This is a genomic window from Amycolatopsis sp. NPDC051903, assembly GCF_044452505.1.
In the GTDB taxonomy this organism is placed as follows: Bacteria; Actinomycetota; Actinomycetes; order Mycobacteriales; family Pseudonocardiaceae; genus Amycolatopsis.
This window is the reverse complement of record NZ_JBITBT010000004.1, coordinates 134,635-149,595: the sequence shown is the minus strand read 5'-3', so window position 1 is coordinate 149,595 and position 14,961 is coordinate 134,635. Positions and strand designations below refer to the sequence as shown.

Below are 14,961 nucleotides of genomic sequence, written 5' to 3'. Positions count from 1 at the left end.
GTCAGGCGGTGCGGTCGCCGAAGGATTCGAGCAGGGTGCGCAGCGCGTCGGCCAGCGCGGAGCGCTCCAGGGGATCGAGCGCGTCGAGGACGCGGCGCCCGGTGGCGAAGTGGTCGGGCAGCACGCGGTCGATCAGGGCGCGGCCGTCGTCCGTCAGCGACACGACGATGCCGCGCCCGTCGGTGACGCTGCGGCTGCGCGTGATGAGGCCGCGGTCTTCGAGGCGGTCGAGCCGCTGGGTGACCGCGCCGGACGTGACCATCGCCGAGCGCATGAGCTCCGTGGGGGTCAGGTGGTGGGGCGGGTCGTTGCGGCGCAGGGTGGCGAGCACGTCGTAGGAGGGTGCGTCGAGGCCGTGCCGGGCGAACGTGCGCGACAGTTCCGAGTCCACCAGCCGGGAGACGCGCTTGAGCCGGCCGAGCACGGCCATCGGCGACACGTCGAGGTCCGGGCGCTGCTCAGCCCACTGCGCGAGCACGGTGTCCACGTGATCGGCCATGGCGCCAGCCTACGGGTGTCTCACCGGTGAGGAACCAGGGTGAGTGGTTGCTCCGTTTGGCCGCCACAGGGCGCTGACCTGCGACGATGTGGTCGATCAAGATCCCGCGCCGTGAAAAAGTAACAGAGCCCGGTAGGGTCCGGCCCGTGGCGGAGGCGTTCGGGGCGGCTCGGCGGCACGCGCTCGTCGCGGTGCTGCTCGTGTGCGTGGTGGTCGCGCCGGCGTGCGCGGCCTCGGTCGCGGCCGTCGGACGGCTCGGTGAGGTCGTGGAGACGGCCACCGGCGCCGTTCGCGGGATCTCTCAGCCCGATCACCGCCTGTTCCAAGGAATCCCGTACGCCGCGCCGCCGGTGGGGGAGCGGCGGTGGCAGCCGCCGGCTCCGCCCGCGCCCTGGCCGGGGGAACGCGACGCGACCAAGCCCGGCCCGCGGTGCCCCCAGGGCACCGGCCAGGGCACCAGCGAAGACTGCCTCTTCCTCAACGTCTGGGCGCCGCCGGCCTCGGCCGGGAAGAAGCCCGTGCTGGTCTGGATCCACGGCGGCGCCTTCCTCGACGGCGGCGGCGACCGCTACGACGCCCGCCGGCTCGCCGCGCGCGGCGACGTGGTCGTGGTGACGATCAATTACCGCCTCGGCACGCTCGGCTTCCTCGCCGACCCGTCGCTCGGCGCGCAGCCCGGGAACTACGGGTTCCTCGACCAGCAGCAGGCCCTGCGCTGGGTCCACGACAACATCGCGGCCTTCGGCGGCGACCCGGGCGCGGTCACGATCGCCGGCGAATCGGCCGGGGGCATGTCGGTGTGCGACCACCTCGTCGCGCCGGGTTCGCGCGGGTTGTTCCGCGCGGCGGTGATCCAGAGCGCGCCGTGCCAGGCGCAGGCGACGCTCGCGGCCGCCGAGAAGTCCAGTGTGGACTATTCGGCCGCGCACGGCTGCGCCGACCGCGCGAAGGCCGCCGCCTGCCTGCGCGCGTTGCCCGTGGCGAAGCTGCTCTCCGCACCGGTGTACGCGTCGATTTCCGGGGTCGAGTTCCCCGGCCCGGTCACGGGCGGGACCACGCTGCCGGTCGGCCCGGTCGCGGGCGTGGCGAACGCCGCCCCCGTCCCGGTGCTCATCGGCACGACCCACGACGAGTTCACGTACTTCCTCGCCCAGCAGCTCGCCGCCGGCGGCAAACCCGTCTCCGCGAGCGGGTACGCCGCGGCGCTCGGGCGCCTGTTCAAGGACAGCCCGGCGGTCGCGGCGCAGTACCCGCCGTCGGCCTTCGACGGCGACGCCACCCGCGCGTACGCCGCCGCCGTCACCGATTCCGCGTTCTCGTGCGTCGGCGACCGCCTCGCGGCGGCCCTGCCGTCGGCCCGGCACTACGAATTCGCCGACGCGACCTCCCCGGCCGCCGCCGGGCTCACGGCGCCCTTCCCGCTCGGCGCCGCCCACACGTTCGAACTCCCGTACCTGTTCGACCTCGACGGCAAGCCGGCCTCGTTCACCCCGGCGCAGCAATCCCTGGCCGACCGCATGGTCGCCACGTGGTCCGCGTTCACCGCCGGGAAACCGCTGCCGGACTGGCCCTCCGGTACCGTGCAGTCCTTCGCCGCCGACGGCGTCCACCCGGCTCCGGGCTTCGCCGCGGACCACCACTGCCCGTTCTGGCAGCAGAACAGCAAGTGACTCACTGACGCAGTTGCTCTGCCCCACGCGGGTGTTTCGCCCGTGCGGGGCGAGTTCGGCACCGTCCGCCGCTCCTAATGTCGGCTCGGGAAGGGGAGGGGAGGCCGATGCCGGGTCGGGAACGGGGTGCCGCGCCCGCGCAGCTCCTGCGCGCTCAGCCCGACGACGTCCTCGAGAAGGCCGCCGCGGGTGAGGGGGAGGCGGTCAGGCGCGTGCTCCCGGCCATGAAGCCGTTCGTGGTGCGGTACTGCCGCGCGCGCCTGGGCCGGCAGGAGGACGAGTTCCGCAACGCGGACGACGTCGCGCAGGAGATCTGCCTGGCGGTGCTGACGGCGTTGCCCGGCTACCGCGCGTCCGGCCGGCCGTTCCTGGCTTTCGTCTACGACATCGCGCGGCGGATCATCGCGAGCGTCCCGGGCGGTGCGGAGCCGGGAGGCGGGCGGCACGCGGTCGGCGGCCGGATGACGGAGCTGATGCGGATCCTGCCCGAGCGCCAGCGCGAGATCCTCGTGCTGAGAGTCGTCGTCGGGCTTTCGGCCGAGGAGACGGCCGAAGCGCTGGGCGCCACCGCGGCCGCCGTGCTCGTGCAGCAGGACCGCGCCCTGATCCGCTTGCGGGAGGAACTGCACCCCGCCGACGGCTGAGTGCGGCAGCATGGCCCCATGACCGTCACCGCCCAGGACGTCGGCTTCGCACTCGCAGCCGTGGAAACCGCGCTCAGCCCCACCGTCGCCGCCGAGTGGACGCGGCCGGCGGGCGAGCTCGACTGGGACTGCCGCCAGACCGCCGAACACCTCGGTGACACGCTGTTGTCGTACGCGGCCCAGCTGGTGGCCCGCCCGGAGGACCACTACGTGCGGTTCCTGGCGAAGACCGAAGAGGACGCCTCGGCCGCCGAGCTGCTCGAGTTCGTGCGCACCGGGGCGCGGCTGCTGGCGGCGGCGGTCCACGTGAGCCCGCCCGAAACGCGGGCCTACCACCCGACCGGGTACGCCGACCCGGCCGGGTTCGCCGCGATGGGCTGCGCCGAACTGCTGCTGCACGGCGAAGACCTCGCGCTGGGCCAGGAAACCACGATCGAACCGCCGCGGGACGTGTGCGCGCGGGTCGTCGCGCGGCTGTTCCCCGGCTCGGAGCCGGCGTCCGATCCGTGGGACGCGCTGCGGTGGTGCACGGGCCGGATCGCGCTGCCCGGCAGGTCACGCCGCACGGAGTGGCGCTGGCAGGGTGCGCCACTGGAGGTCTGAGCGTCCCGCAGTGTGAACGCGGCTGACCCGTGCCGGTCACGTCCGGTAGTCTCGGTCACTGAGGTCGAGAGGCGCTGCAACGGACCACGACGGTCCGCCACGCTCGGCCCGACGTCGAACCGCAAGGGCGCCTCCGTGACGACTCCGGAGGTGGCATGACCCAGCAGCGTAGGACTCAAAACGTACGGGACCTGCTCGACCAGCGCATCGCCGTGCTCGACGGCGCGTGGGGCACGATGCTGCAGGGTGCCGGTCTGACTCCCGAGGACTACCGCGCGCCGTGGCTCGAAGGCCACCCCAAGGACGTCACCGGCGACCCGGACCTGCTGAACCTCACCAAGCCCGAAGTGGTCCTCGACGTGCACCGCCAGTACCTGGCCGCGGGCGCCGACATCACGACGACCAACACGTTCACCGCCACGAGCATCGGCCAGGCCGACTACGGCCTGCAGGGCCACGTGCGCGAGATGAACCTGCGCGCCGTCGCCCTGGCGCGCCAGGCCGCCGACGAGTTCGGCGGCCGCTTCGTGGCCGGTTCGATCGGCCCCCTGAACGTCACGCTGTCGCTTTCGCCGCGCGTGGAGGACCCGGCGTTCCGCGCCGTGACGTTCGACGAGGTCAAGGCCGCCTACGCCGAGCAGATCAAGGCGCTCGCCGACGGCGGGGTCGACCTGCTGCTCATCGAGACGATCTTCGACACGCTCAACGCGAAGGCCGCCGTCACCGCGGCCCGGGAGGTCGCGCCGCACCTGCCGCTGTGGATCTCCGTGACGATCGTGGACCTGTCCGGCCGCACGCTCTCCGGGCAGACCGTCGAGGCGTTCTGGAGTTCCATCGCGCACGCCGAGCCGCTGGTCGTGGGCGTGAACTGCTCGCTGGGCGCCGCCGAGATGCGCCCGCACGTGGAGGAGCTGGCGAAGATCGCCGGCACCTACACCGCGTGCCACCCCAACGCCGGGCTGCCCAACGCGTTCGGCGGCTACGACCAGACGCCCGCCGAGACCGGCCATATGCTCGGCGAGTTCGCGGGCGAGGGCATGGTCAACATCGTCGGCGGATGCTGCGGCACCACGCCCGCGCACATCGCGAAGATCGCCGAAGCCGTGCAGGGCCTGGCGCCGCGGCCCGTGCCCGAGCAGCCGCACCGCACGCGCTTCAGCGGGCTCGAGCCGTTCGCGATCGGCGAGGACACCGGGTTCGTGATGATCGGCGAGCGCACCAACGTCACCGGCTCGGCGAAGTTCCGCCGCCTCATCGAGGGGGACAAGTACCAGGAGGCGGTCGACGTCGCGCTCGAGCAGGTGCGCGGCGGCGCCAACCTGCTCGACGTGAACATGGACGCCGACCTGCTCGAATCCGAGGAGGCGATGACCAAGTTCCTCAACCTCATCGCCACCGAGCCCGAGGTCGCGCGCATCCCGGTGATGATCGACAGCTCGCGCTGGCCCGTGCTCGAAGCCGGCCTGCGGTGCGTGCAGGGCAAGGGCGTGGTCAACTCCATCAGCCTCAAGGAGGGCGAGGGCCCGTTCCTCGAACAGGCCCGCCGCATCCGCGACTACGGCGCCGGCGTGGTCGTGATGGCCTTCGACGAGAAGGGCCAGGCCGACACCACCGAACGCAAGGTGTCGATCTGCGCCCGCGCCTACGACCTGCTCACGCGCGAGGCCGGGTTCGCGGGCGAGGACATCATCTTCGACCCCAACGTGCTGGCCGTCGCCACCGGCATCAGCGAGCACAACGGGTACGCCAAGGCGTTCATCGAAGCGCTGCCGCTGATCAAGGAGCGCTGCCCGGGCGCGCACACCTCCGGCGGCATCTCGAACCTGTCGTTCTCCTTCCGCGGCAACAACGTGGTGCGCGAGGCGATGCACTCGGCGTTCCTGTTCCACGCCGTGCGCGCCGGGCTCGACATGGGCATCGTCAACGCGGGCCAGCTGGCCGTGTACGAGGACATCCCGAAGGACCTGCTGGAGCTGGTCGAGGACGTGCTCTTCGATCGCCGCGAAGACGCCACCGACCGGCTCGTCGAGTTCGCCGAGACGGTCAAGGGCAGCGGGACCAAGCGCACCGTGGACCTGTCGTGGCGCGAAGGCCCCGTCGCCGCGCGGCTCTCGCACGCGCTGGTGCACGGCATCGTCGACTTCATCGAGGCCGACACCGAAGAGGCGCGCCTGCAGTTCGACCGGCCGCTCGAGGTGATCGAGGGCCCGCTGATGGACGGCATGAAGATCGTCGGCGACCTGTTCGGGTCCGGCAAGATGTTCCTGCCGCAGGTGGTCAAGAGCGCGCGCGTGATGAAGCGGTCGGTGGCCTACCTCGAGCCGTTCATGGAGGCGGAGAAGGAGAAGATGCGCGCCGAGGGCCGCATCGACACCTCCCGCGGCCAGGGCAAGGTCGTGCTCGCCACGGTGAAGGGCGACGTGCACGACATCGGCAAGAACATCGTCGGCGTGGTGCTGGGCTGCAACAACTACGAGGTGATCGACCTCGGCGTGATGGTCCCCGCCGCGCAGATCCTCGACACGGCCGTGGCCGAGAGCGCCGACGTGGTCGGGTTGTCGGGGCTGATCACGCCGTCGCTCGACGAGATGGTCGCGGTGGCCACGGAGATGCAGCGGCGCGGGCTGAAGCTGCCGCTGCTCATCGGCGGTGCCACCACGTCGAAGCAGCACACCGCGGTGAAGATCGCGCCGGTGTACGACCACACGACCGTGCACGTGCTCGACGCGTCGCGCGTGGTGGGGGTCGTGTCCGACCTGCTCGACACGGACCGCTCCGACGCGCTCGACACCGCCAACCGCGCGGAGCAGCAGCGGTTGCGCGAGCAGCACGAGAACCGCCACGCCACGCCGTTGCTCACGCTGGAGCAGGCCCGGGCCAACCGCGAGCGGGTTTCGTTCGACGACCTGCCCGTGCCCGAGTTCACCGGGCTGCGGGTCGCCGAGCCGTCGATCGCCGAGCTGCGCGAGATGGTCGACTGGCAGTTCCTGTTCCTGGCGTGGGAGCTCAAGGGCAAGTACCCGGCGATCCTCGAGCAGCCCGTCGCGCGTGAGCTCTTCGACGACGCGAACACGCTGCTGGACCAGATCATCGCCGACGGCTCGTTCACCGCCCGCGGCGTGTACGGCTACTGGCCCGCGCACGCCGAGGGCGACGACATCCTGCTCGACGGCGAGTACGCCGGCCGCGGTTTCCCGATGCTGCGCCAGCAGACGCAGAAGCCCGAGGGCCGCGCGAACCGCTGCCTGGCCGACTACGTCGCCCCCGCCGGGGACCACCTCGGCGGCTTCGCCGTCGCGATCCACGGCGCCGAAGACCTGGCCGCCCGCTACGAAGCCGAGCACGACGACTACCGCGCCATCATGGCCAAGGCACTGGCCGACCGCCTGGCCGAAGCGTTCGCCGAGCACCTCCACCTGGAGGCCCGCCGGCGCTGGTTCGAGCCGGACGCGCGGCCGAAGCTGGAGGACCTGCACGCGGAGCGCTTCCGCGGCATCCGCCCGGCGCTGGGCTACCCCGCGAGCCCCGACCACAGCGAGAAGAAGGACCTGTTCGACCTGCTCGGCGCTCGTGAGCTCGGCATCGACCTCACGGAGTCGTACGCGATGACCCCGGCCGCCGCCGTCAGCGGCCTGATCTTCGCGCACCCGCAGTCGCGCTACTTCACCGTCGGCCGCCTCGGCCGCGACCAGGTCGAGGACTACGCCCGCCGGCGGGGTCTCGACCTCGACGAGGTGGAGCGCTGGCTGCGGCCGAACCTGGCCTACTGACGAGGGCTTCCCGCCGAGACTGACGGCGCCGGGGGGGGGGGGGGGGGGGGGGCCCCCCCCCCCCCCCCCCCCCCGGCGCCGTTGCGGCGCGGGAGAAATCCGGACACAGGGCCCGAACCGGGGCCGGCCGGCCGAGACCGCAGCCACACCGACCTGCGCCGCGGCACGGCGGCGGCTACCTTCTCCCCGTGCGTGGATTCAGTGCGGTCAGGTTCGGCGCGGTCGCGCTGCTCGTGGTGGTCGCGGCGGGAGCCGTGGTGGTCGGCGCGGCCGTGAGCCCGTGGTGGTGGTTCCTCGCGGCACCGCTGCTCGGGCTCGCGCTCACGGGGGTGTACGACGTCAGCCAGCGCCGCCACTCGGTGCTGCGGAACTACCCGGTGCTCGGCCACGCGCGCTTCCTGCTGGAGGCGATCCGCCCGGAGCTGCAGCAGTACTTCGTCGAGCGCAACTTCGACGGCCGCCCGTTCGACCGCGACGTGCGCAGCATCGTCTACCAGCGCGCGAAGGGCACGGACGCCGAGCAGCCGTTCGGGACCGAGCGCGACGTGTACGAGAGCGGCCACGAGTACCTGGTGCCGTCGATGGCGCCGGTGCCGCAGCCCGAGACGCCGCCGCGCGTGCGGATCGGCGGGCCGGACTGCGCGAAGCCCTACGACATGGCGCTGCTGAACGTGTCGGCGATGAGCTTCGGTTCCTTGTCCGCCAACGCGATCCTGGCGCTCAACCAGGGCGCGGCGCGCGGCGGGTTCGCCCACGACACCGGTGAGGGCGGCGTCTCGGAGCACCACCTGCGCGGCGGCGGTGACCTCATCTGGGAACTCGGCACCGCGTACTTCGGCTGCCGCACGAAGGACGGCGACTTCGACGCGGGCGAGTTCGCCGAGAAATCGGCGCACGAAGCCGTGAAGTGCGTGTCCCTCAAGCTTTCCCAGGGCGCCAAGCCCGGCATCGGCGGCGTGCTGCCGGGGTCGAAGGTCAACGCCGAGATCGCGCGCGTGCGCGAAGTCCCGATCGGACAGACGGTGATTTCCCCGCCGTACCACCGGGTTTTCACGACGCCGCGCGAGCTCGTGCAGTTCATCGCGCGCATGCGGGAGCTCGCGGGCGGCAAACCGGCCGGTTTCAAGCTGTGCGTCGGGTCGCGGCGACAGGTGCTGGCGCTGTGCAAGGCGATGGCCGACGAAGGCGTCACCCCCGACTTCATCGTCGTGGACGGGTCCGAGGGCGGGACCGGTGCCGCCCCGCTGGAATTCGCCGACCACCTCGGCACGCCGCTCACCGAAGGGCTGATCACCGTCCACAACGCACTCGTCGGCACGGGCCTGCGGGACCGGATCCGCCTGGGCGCCAGCGGAAAGGTCGCCACGGGCGCCGACCTCGTGAAGCGGCTCGCCCAGGGCGCGGACTACACCAACGCGGCGCGCGCGATGATGTTCGCCGTCGGCTGCATCCAGTCGCAGCGCTGCCACACCAACAAGTGCCCGGTCGGCGTCGCGACGCAGGACCCACGGCGCGGGCGCGCGCTCGACGTCGCCGACAAGTCCGAACGCGTGCACCGCTACCAGCGCTCGACGGTCGCGGGCGCGCTGCAGATCATGGCCGCGATGGGCGTGGCCGACCCGGCCGAGCTCCGGCCGCACATGCTCCGCCGCCGGATCGACCCGCACACCGTCCGCTCCTACGAGGAGCTCTACGACTGGCTCGAGCCCGGGCAACTGCTCGCCGAGGCACCGCTCGAGTGGGCGGCCGACTGGAAGGCCGCCGACCCCGACCGGTTCACCGTGTAGCGGGACACTCCGGCATGTCCGGCATAGGCCCCACGAGCGGGCCGGGCTAGGGTGAGCGGAGGTTGAAAAGGCAGCCTTCGAGCCCGGGAGCGGATCTCGCCCGCACCAGGGCTCTCCTTCGTGCCGCCCGGGCACCGCGTGGCGGGGCCGGCGCGTATCCCGAAAGGCTGGTTGCTCTGTCGAACGCACTGGAGCGGGACACCACCCCGGTGGTCCCGAGAAACGGTCCGGTGGCGCCCGGGGCGCGGCTGCGGGTGCTCCTCATCGAAGACGACGACGGCGACGCGCTGCTCGTCGAAGAGATGCTCGCCGACTCCGCGGTGCGGGCCACGCTCGCCCGGGCGCGCACCCTCACCGAAGCGCTCGACGGCCCGGTTTCGGCCGACTGCATCCTGCTCGACCTGCAGCTGCCCGACGCGATGGGCCTCACCGGTCTGACCCGGCTGCGCCAGCACGCGCCCGCCACGGCCGTGGTGGTGCTGACCGGCCAGAACGACGAGACCACCGGCGTCGCCGCCGTCGCGGCCGGCGCGCAGGACTACCTCGGCAAGAACCAGGTCGACGGGCCGCTGCTGGGCAAGGCCCTGCGCTACGCCTGGGAGCGCAAGCGCGCCGAGCAGGTGGAGCAGCAGCTGTTGCAGCAACAGCTGCTGGCCAGTGAGAACTCGCGCCTCGAACGCGGCCTGCTGCCGACCCCGCTGCTGGCCGACCCGTGCCTGCACCTCGCGTCGAAGTACCGCCCGGGCCGCAACGGATCGCTGCTGGGTGGCGACTTCTACGACGCCGTCGAGCTCACCGACGGCACGGTGCACCTGGTCATCGGCGACGTCTGCGGCCACGGCCCCGACGAAGCCGCGCTCGGGGTCGCCCTGCGCATCGCGTGGCGCGCGCTCGTGCTGGCCGGGATGCCGATGGCCGAGGTGCTCGCGACCGTGGAACGCGTGCTCGTCCACGAGCGGATCCGCCCGCTGTTCGCAACACTCTGCACGGTCGTCGTCGCGCCCGACCGCCGCTCGTTGCGGATGAGCCTCGCCGGCCACCCGCCACCCCTGCTGATCTCGCGCGACGGCACCGGCCGGCTGCTGCCGGGGGACAAGCTGGGCGTGCCGCTCGGCGTGGTCCCCGACGCGCGCTGGGACCCGCTGGAAGTCGCGCTCGAGCCCGGCTGGTCCCTCGTGCTCTACACCGACGGCATCTTCGAAGGCCGCGTCGGCCCCGGCCCGGAGCGCCTCGGCCACGAGGAGATGGGCCGGCTGCTGGTGGACATCCTGCGCGAGGCCGGCCGTGGTGCCGACCACGCCGCGGTGCTCGACCGGCTCATCACGCGGGTCGAGGACCTCAACTCCGGTCCCCTCGACGACGACGTCGCGCTCACGATGCTCACGCACCTGCCGCAGCCGGGGGCGGCCGGATGAGCCGGTACGCCGACGCGCAGCCGCACTGGCCGATCCGCCGGTGGGTGACCGTGTTCGGGATCATCGAGGTCCTGCTGCTCATCGCCGCGCTGATCGGCGGGGGCATCGCCGTCCGGAACCTGAACGACGCGCGGACGCGGCTGCTCGACGAGACCGGACCGCAGCTGCTGCAGGCCAACGCGCTGTCGCAGGCGCTGCTGAACCAGGAGACCGGCATCCGCGGCTTCCTGCTCACGGGCCAGCGCGACTTCCTGCAGCCCTACGTGGACGGCCGGGAGCAGCAGGACGCGGCCGTGGACGAGCTGCGCCGGCTCGGCGCCGTTCCGGGCACCCCGGCCGGCGACGACCTCGCTGCCGTGCTGCGGGCCGCCGGCACCTGGCAGGCCGCGGTCGCCGTGCCGACCGCGCCCGGGGCGTCGCGGCCCGGCACCGGTGCGGCCGACACCGGCAAGACGTTGTTCGACCGAGTGCGCGGCACGCTCGACACGCTGTCCGCGCACCTGACCGTCGCGCGCGACGACAGCCGGGGCGATCTCAACAGCGCGGCCACGCAGCTGAGCGTGCTGCTGGCCGTGATCGCCGGGCTCGTGGTGGTGTTGTTCGTGTTGCTGTTCTTGTGGCTGCGCCGCACGATCACGAACCCGATCACGCGCCTGGCCGCCGAGGTCCGCGCGGTGTCCACCACCGACGACATCCACCGGCCCGTGCACGGGAGCGGCCCGCGCGAGCTCGTGGAGCTCGGCGCCGACGTCGACGCGATGCGCCTGCGGATCGTCGAAGAGGTCAACGAGCTCGAGCGCGCCCACGCTCTGCTCGACGCCCGCACGCAGGCCCTCGAACGGTCCAATTCGGACCTCGAGCAGTTCGCCTACGTGGCGTCGCACGACCTGCAGGAGCCGCTGCGCAAGGTCGCGAGCTTCTGCCAGCTGCTCGAACGCCGCTACCCGGGCCAGCTCGACGAACGCGGCGAGCAGTACATCGCGTTCGCCGTCGACGGCGCCAAGCGCATGCAGGCGCTCATCAACGACCTGCTGTCGTTCTCCCGCGTCGGCCGCCGCGCCGGCGAGATGACGGTGGTGGACACCGGGAAACTGCTCGACGAAGCGCTCGGCAACCTCGAGCCCGTGATCGAGGAGACCGGCGCTCGCTTCGAGCGCGGCGAGCTGCCCGAGGTGCGCGGCGAGGCGTCGCTGCTCACCGCGGTGCTGCAGAACCTGGTGAACAACGCCCTGAAGTTCCACGGCGAGGAGCCGCCCGTGGTGCGAGTGAGCGCCGAACGCGAGGGCGACGAGTGGCTGTTCTCCGTGTCCGACAACGGGATCGGCATCGAGGAGCAGTACGCCGAGCGGATCTTCGTGATCTTCCAGCGCCTGCACAGCAAGGCGGCCTACGGTGGGACCGGGATCGGGCTGGCGATGTGCCGCAAGATCGTGGAGTACCACGGCGGCCGGATCTGGCTCGACACCGACGTGACCGAAGGCAGCCGCTTCCGCTTCACCCTGCCCGTGCCGGGCGCGGCCGACAGCCCCGAGCACACCGAGACCCTGACCGCGACCGGGAACGAGGACGCATGACCGACACCATGGCCCCCATCGACATCCTCCTGGTCGAGGACGACCCGGGCGACGTGCTCATGACGCAGGAAGCGTTCGAGCACCACAAGATCCGCAACGCCCTGTACGTGGTGGCCGACGGTGTCGAGGCGCTGCAGTTCCTGCGCCGCGAGGAGCAGTACTCCGACGCGCCGCGGCCGGGCCTGATCCTGCTCGACCTCAACCTGCCCCGCAAGGACGGCCGCGAGGTCCTCGCCGAGGTCAAGGCGACACCCGAACTGCGCAGCATCCCGGTCGTCGTGCTCACCACGTCGGAGGCGGAGGAGGACATCCTGCGCAGTTACGACTTGCACGCCAACGCGTACGTGACCAAACCGGTGGACTTCGACCGGTTCGTGGAGGTCGTGCGGCAGATCGACGACTTCTTCGTCACCGTCGTGAAGCTGCCGCGCTGAGCGCCGGCAGTGGCGGAGGCACCGGGGATCCTGCACGATGGGAACCCGTGACGTCTTCTCCGCCGGATGTGCCCAGCCCTCGCGACAGCGGCGACCTGCTGGTCTCCGTGCGCTGGCGCGGGCCCGCCGCGGTGGTGACCGTGGCGGGCGAGATCGACCTGGTCACGGCTCCGGAGCTCGACGAGGCCGTGTCCGGTGCGGTCGACGACAGCCCGGACGTGCTCGTGGTGGACCTGCGCGACGTCACCTTCCTCAGCTCTGCCGGGCTGCAGGTGCTGGCGGCCGCGCACCAGCGTCTGGGGGAGCAGAGCCTGCGCGTGGTCACCACGTCCAACGCGACGTCGCGCCCGCTCACCAGCACCGGTCTCGACACGTGGATCGGCCTGTTCCCCACCGTCGACGAGGCTCTCGGCGGGGCCGCGGGAACGGAGGCTTGACCGTGGCCGTGCCCGAGGACGCTGTGCGGGAGGTGACTCCCTTGAGCTGCCCTGGCGTCGTGGCCGAGCCGGGTGCGCTGCGGACGTTGCGCCACGCACTCACGGCGTGGGTTCGCGCGGCTGGTGTCGAGGACGACCTCGCGCAGGACATCGTGCTCGCGAGTTACGAGGCGCTCGCGAACGTCGCCGACCACGCGTACGGCGACGACCCCGGCCTCGTCGACCTCGAAGCGGTGCTGCGCCCGGACCGCGTGGAGGTCGTGATCACCGACCACGGGCTCTGGCGCCTGCCGGTCGACGACCCGAACCCCGTTTCGTTGCGGGGCCGCGGTTTGCTGCTGTTGCGGGCGAGCGCCGACCGCGCCGACATCACGAGTGGCGCGGACGGCACCGTGGTCACCCTCGGGTGGCAGCTGAGCCCGGTCGGCTCGCGCTGACGGGCTCGGGTTCGGCGGCCTCCCCGGCCGCGCGGCGGCGCAGGAGGAACCGCTGGACCTTGCCACTGGGGTTGCGGGGCAGCCCGGTCACGAACTCCACCCGCCGCGGGTACTTGTACGGCGCCGCAACGGATTTCGCGTAGTCCTGCAGCTCCTTGACCTTCGCCGGCCCGGCGTCCGCGCCTTCGCGAAGCACCACGTACGCGGCCACGATCGAGCCGCGTGCCTCGTCCGGTGCCGCGACCACCGCGCACTCCAGCACGTCGGGGTGGCCCATCAGCACTTCCTCGACCTCGGGGCCCGCGATGTTGTAGCCCGACGACACGATCATGTCGTCGCTGCGCGCCCGGTAGTGGAAGTAGCCGTCTTCGTCGCGCACGTACGTGTCGCCGGTGAGGTTCCAGCCGTCTTCGACGAACACGGCCTGGCGGTCGTCGGCGAGGTAGCGGCAGCCCGTCGGCCCCTGGACGGCGAGGCGCCCCGGGGTGCCGTCGGGCACCGGTCTGCCCTCGTCGTCGACGATCCGCGCGCGGTAGCCCGGCACGGCGCGGCCGGTGCAGCCCGGCCGCGTGTCCTCGTCGGCGGCGGAGATGAACACGTGCAGCATCTCGGTGCTGCCGATGCCGTCGATGAGCCAGTGGCCCGTGGCCTCGTGGAAGTCGGTGGCGATGCTCGCGGGCAGCGCCTCGCCGGCCGAGACCGCGCGGCGCAGGCCGGCCAGCAGCGGGCGCCGGTCGGACGCGAGGATCGCGCGGTACGCGGTGGGCGCGGTGAAGAGCACGGTGACGTGGTGCTCCGCCGCGAGGTCGGCGAGCTCCACCGGGGTCGCGCGTTCGATGAGCAGCGTGGCGGCACCGGCGTGCAGCGGGAACACGAGCAGCCCGCCGAGCCCGAAGGTGAACGCGAGCGGCGGGGTGCCGGTGAAGACGTCGCCCGGTTCGGGTTTCACGAGGTGGCGCGAGAACGTGTCCGCGATGGCGAGCAGGTCGCGGTGGAAGTGCATGGTGGCTTTCGGCCGGCCGGTGGTGCCCGAGGTGAACGCGAGGATCGCGACGTCGTCCGCGGCGGTCTCGACGTCGTCGAACGTCGCGGGCTGCGCGGCGGAGCGCGCGGCGAGGTCGTCGGGGCCGTCGCCCCCGTAGGCGATCAGTGGCAGGTCGAACGGCAGCAGGTCCTCGGTGTAGCGGTGGTCGGCCAGCGCCAGAGTGGGGGAGGAGGCGTCGACGATCTTCGTGAGCTCGTGCGTGCGCAGCATCGGCATGGTGGTCACGGCGACCGCGCCGGCCTTGAGCACGCCGAGCCAGCACGCGGCGAGCCACGGGGTGTTCGGGCCGCGCAGCAGCACGCGGTTGCCGGGCACGACACCCAGGCTGCTCAGCGTGCCGGCGATCCGGTTGGCGCGGGCGAGCAGTTCCCCGTAGGTCCAGCTGCTCTCCGGCGAGAGCACCGCCGGGCGGTCGGGTCCCCACTTCGCGACCGCTCCGTCGAGCAGCCGGGTGGCGGCGTTGAGCCGCTCGGGGTAGTGCAGTTCCGGTAGGTCGAAGTGCAACTCCGGCCACTGGTCGAAGGGAGGCAGGTTGTCCCGGCAGAACGAATCCACGTGGGCACTGGGCGTGAGCTGCACGGCTGACCTCATTTCCCGTGGCGTTTCCCGTGGCGGCCGTCAGGAGAACGCCACTGTAATACAATTT

General features: G+C 72.2%; 12 protein-coding genes and 1 riboswitch. Of the genes, 10 read left to right on the top strand and 2 right to left on the bottom strand.

Translation table 11 applies throughout. From position 1 onward, the window contains the following. Window position 1 precedes the first annotated feature (1 nt). Window positions 2-499: a MarR family winged helix-turn-helix transcriptional regulator gene (locus tag ACIA77_RS11750; protein ID WP_395885796.1), complete on the bottom strand. Its 498-nt coding sequence runs from the start codon at window positions 497-499 to the stop codon at window positions 2-4. Window positions 500-645: 146 nt separating this feature from the next. Here ACIA77_RS11750 and ACIA77_RS11745 point away from each other — a divergent pair, with 146 nt between their 5' ends. The 10 genes from ACIA77_RS11745 to ACIA77_RS11700 all read left to right on the top strand — a co-directional run bounded on the left by ACIA77_RS11745 (window position 646) and on the right by ACIA77_RS11700 (window position 13,270). Then, on the top strand, window positions 646-2,169 hold the full coding sequence (locus ACIA77_RS11745; RefSeq protein WP_395885795.1) for a carboxylesterase/lipase family protein: 1,524 nt from the start codon (window positions 646-648) through the stop codon (window positions 2,167-2,169). A 107-nt stretch (window positions 2,170-2,276) separates the two neighbouring features. Further along, the gene (locus ACIA77_RS11740; RefSeq protein WP_395885794.1) at window positions 2,277-2,813 is read left to right on the top strand and encodes a sigma factor; all 537 of its coding nucleotides are present in this window, start codon (window positions 2,277-2,279) and stop codon (window positions 2,811-2,813) included. A gap of 18 nt (window positions 2,814-2,831) precedes the next feature. Continuing rightward, on the top strand, window positions 2,832-3,416 hold the full coding sequence (locus ACIA77_RS11735; RefSeq protein ID WP_395885793.1) for a maleylpyruvate isomerase N-terminal domain-containing protein: 585 nt from the start codon (window positions 2,832-2,834) through the stop codon (window positions 3,414-3,416). A gap of 60 nt (window positions 3,417-3,476) precedes the next feature. Next, a riboswitch (S-adenosyl-L-homocysteine riboswitch) is annotated at window positions 3,477-3,556 on the top strand. 15 nt (window positions 3,557-3,571) lie between these two features. Continuing rightward, window positions 3,572-7,186: a methionine synthase gene (gene metH, locus ACIA77_RS11730; RefSeq protein WP_395885792.1), complete on the top strand. Its 3,615-nt coding sequence runs from the start codon at window positions 3,572-3,574 to the stop codon at window positions 7,184-7,186. 188 nt (window positions 7,187-7,374) lie between these two features. Further along, entirely contained in the window at window positions 7,375-8,973 is a 1,599-nt protein-coding gene (locus ACIA77_RS11725) for an FMN-binding glutamate synthase family protein (RefSeq protein ID WP_395885791.1), read from the top strand. Between the two features lie 230 nt (window positions 8,974-9,203). Then, window positions 9,204-10,388: a PP2C family protein-serine/threonine phosphatase gene (locus ACIA77_RS11720; protein WP_395885790.1), complete on the top strand. Its 1,185-nt coding sequence runs from the start codon at window positions 9,204-9,206 to the stop codon at window positions 10,386-10,388. After that, on the top strand, window positions 10,385-11,962 hold the full coding sequence (locus tag ACIA77_RS11715; protein ID WP_395885789.1) for an ATP-binding protein: 1,578 nt from the start codon (window positions 10,385-10,387) through the stop codon (window positions 11,960-11,962). Before ACIA77_RS11720 ends, ACIA77_RS11715 begins: the two co-directional genes overlap by 4 nt. After that, complete coding sequence (locus ACIA77_RS11710; RefSeq protein ID WP_395885788.1) at window positions 11,959-12,396, top strand: response regulator; 438 nt, start codon at window positions 11,959-11,961, stop codon at window positions 12,394-12,396. The genes ACIA77_RS11715 and ACIA77_RS11710 overlap by 4 nt, the downstream gene beginning before the upstream one ends. A 47-nt stretch (window positions 12,397-12,443) precedes the next feature. Then, window positions 12,444-12,833, top strand: coding sequence for an STAS domain-containing protein (locus ACIA77_RS11705; protein WP_395885787.1), 390 nt, complete (start codon window positions 12,444-12,446; stop codon window positions 12,831-12,833). Window positions 12,834-12,865: 32 nt separating this feature from the next. Beyond that, entirely contained in the window at window positions 12,866-13,270 is a 405-nt protein-coding gene (locus ACIA77_RS11700; RefSeq protein ID WP_395886195.1) for an ATP-binding protein, read from the top strand. Here the strand turns inward: ACIA77_RS11700 and ACIA77_RS11695 are convergent. Further along, the gene (locus ACIA77_RS11695) at window positions 13,230-14,894 is read right to left on the bottom strand and encodes an AMP-binding protein (RefSeq protein ID WP_395885786.1); all 1,665 of its coding nucleotides are present in this window, start codon (window positions 14,892-14,894) and stop codon (window positions 13,230-13,232) included. The genes ACIA77_RS11700 and ACIA77_RS11695 overlap by 41 nt on opposite strands. Between the last annotated feature and the right edge of the window lie 67 nt (window positions 14,895-14,961).

Coding starts and splice junctions, on each gene's coding strand:
- ACIA77_RS11750 (WP_395885796.1), bottom strand. CDS start 499: ATGGCCGATCACGTGGACACCGTGCTCGCGCAGTGGGCTGAGCAGCGC.
- ACIA77_RS11735 (WP_395885793.1), top strand. CDS start 2,832: ATGACCGTCACCGCCCAGGACGTCGGCTTCGCACTCGCAGCCGTGGAA.
- ACIA77_RS11710 (WP_395885788.1), top strand. CDS start 11,959: ATGACCGACACCATGGCCCCCATCGACATCCTCCTGGTCGAGGACGAC.
- ACIA77_RS11715 (WP_395885789.1), top strand. CDS start 10,385: ATGAGCCGGTACGCCGACGCGCAGCCGCACTGGCCGATCCGCCGGTGG.
- ACIA77_RS11740 (WP_395885794.1), top strand. CDS start 2,277: ATGCCGGGTCGGGAACGGGGTGCCGCGCCCGCGCAGCTCCTGCGCGCT.
- metH (WP_395885792.1), top strand. CDS start 3,572: ATGACCCAGCAGCGTAGGACTCAAAACGTACGGGACCTGCTCGACCAG.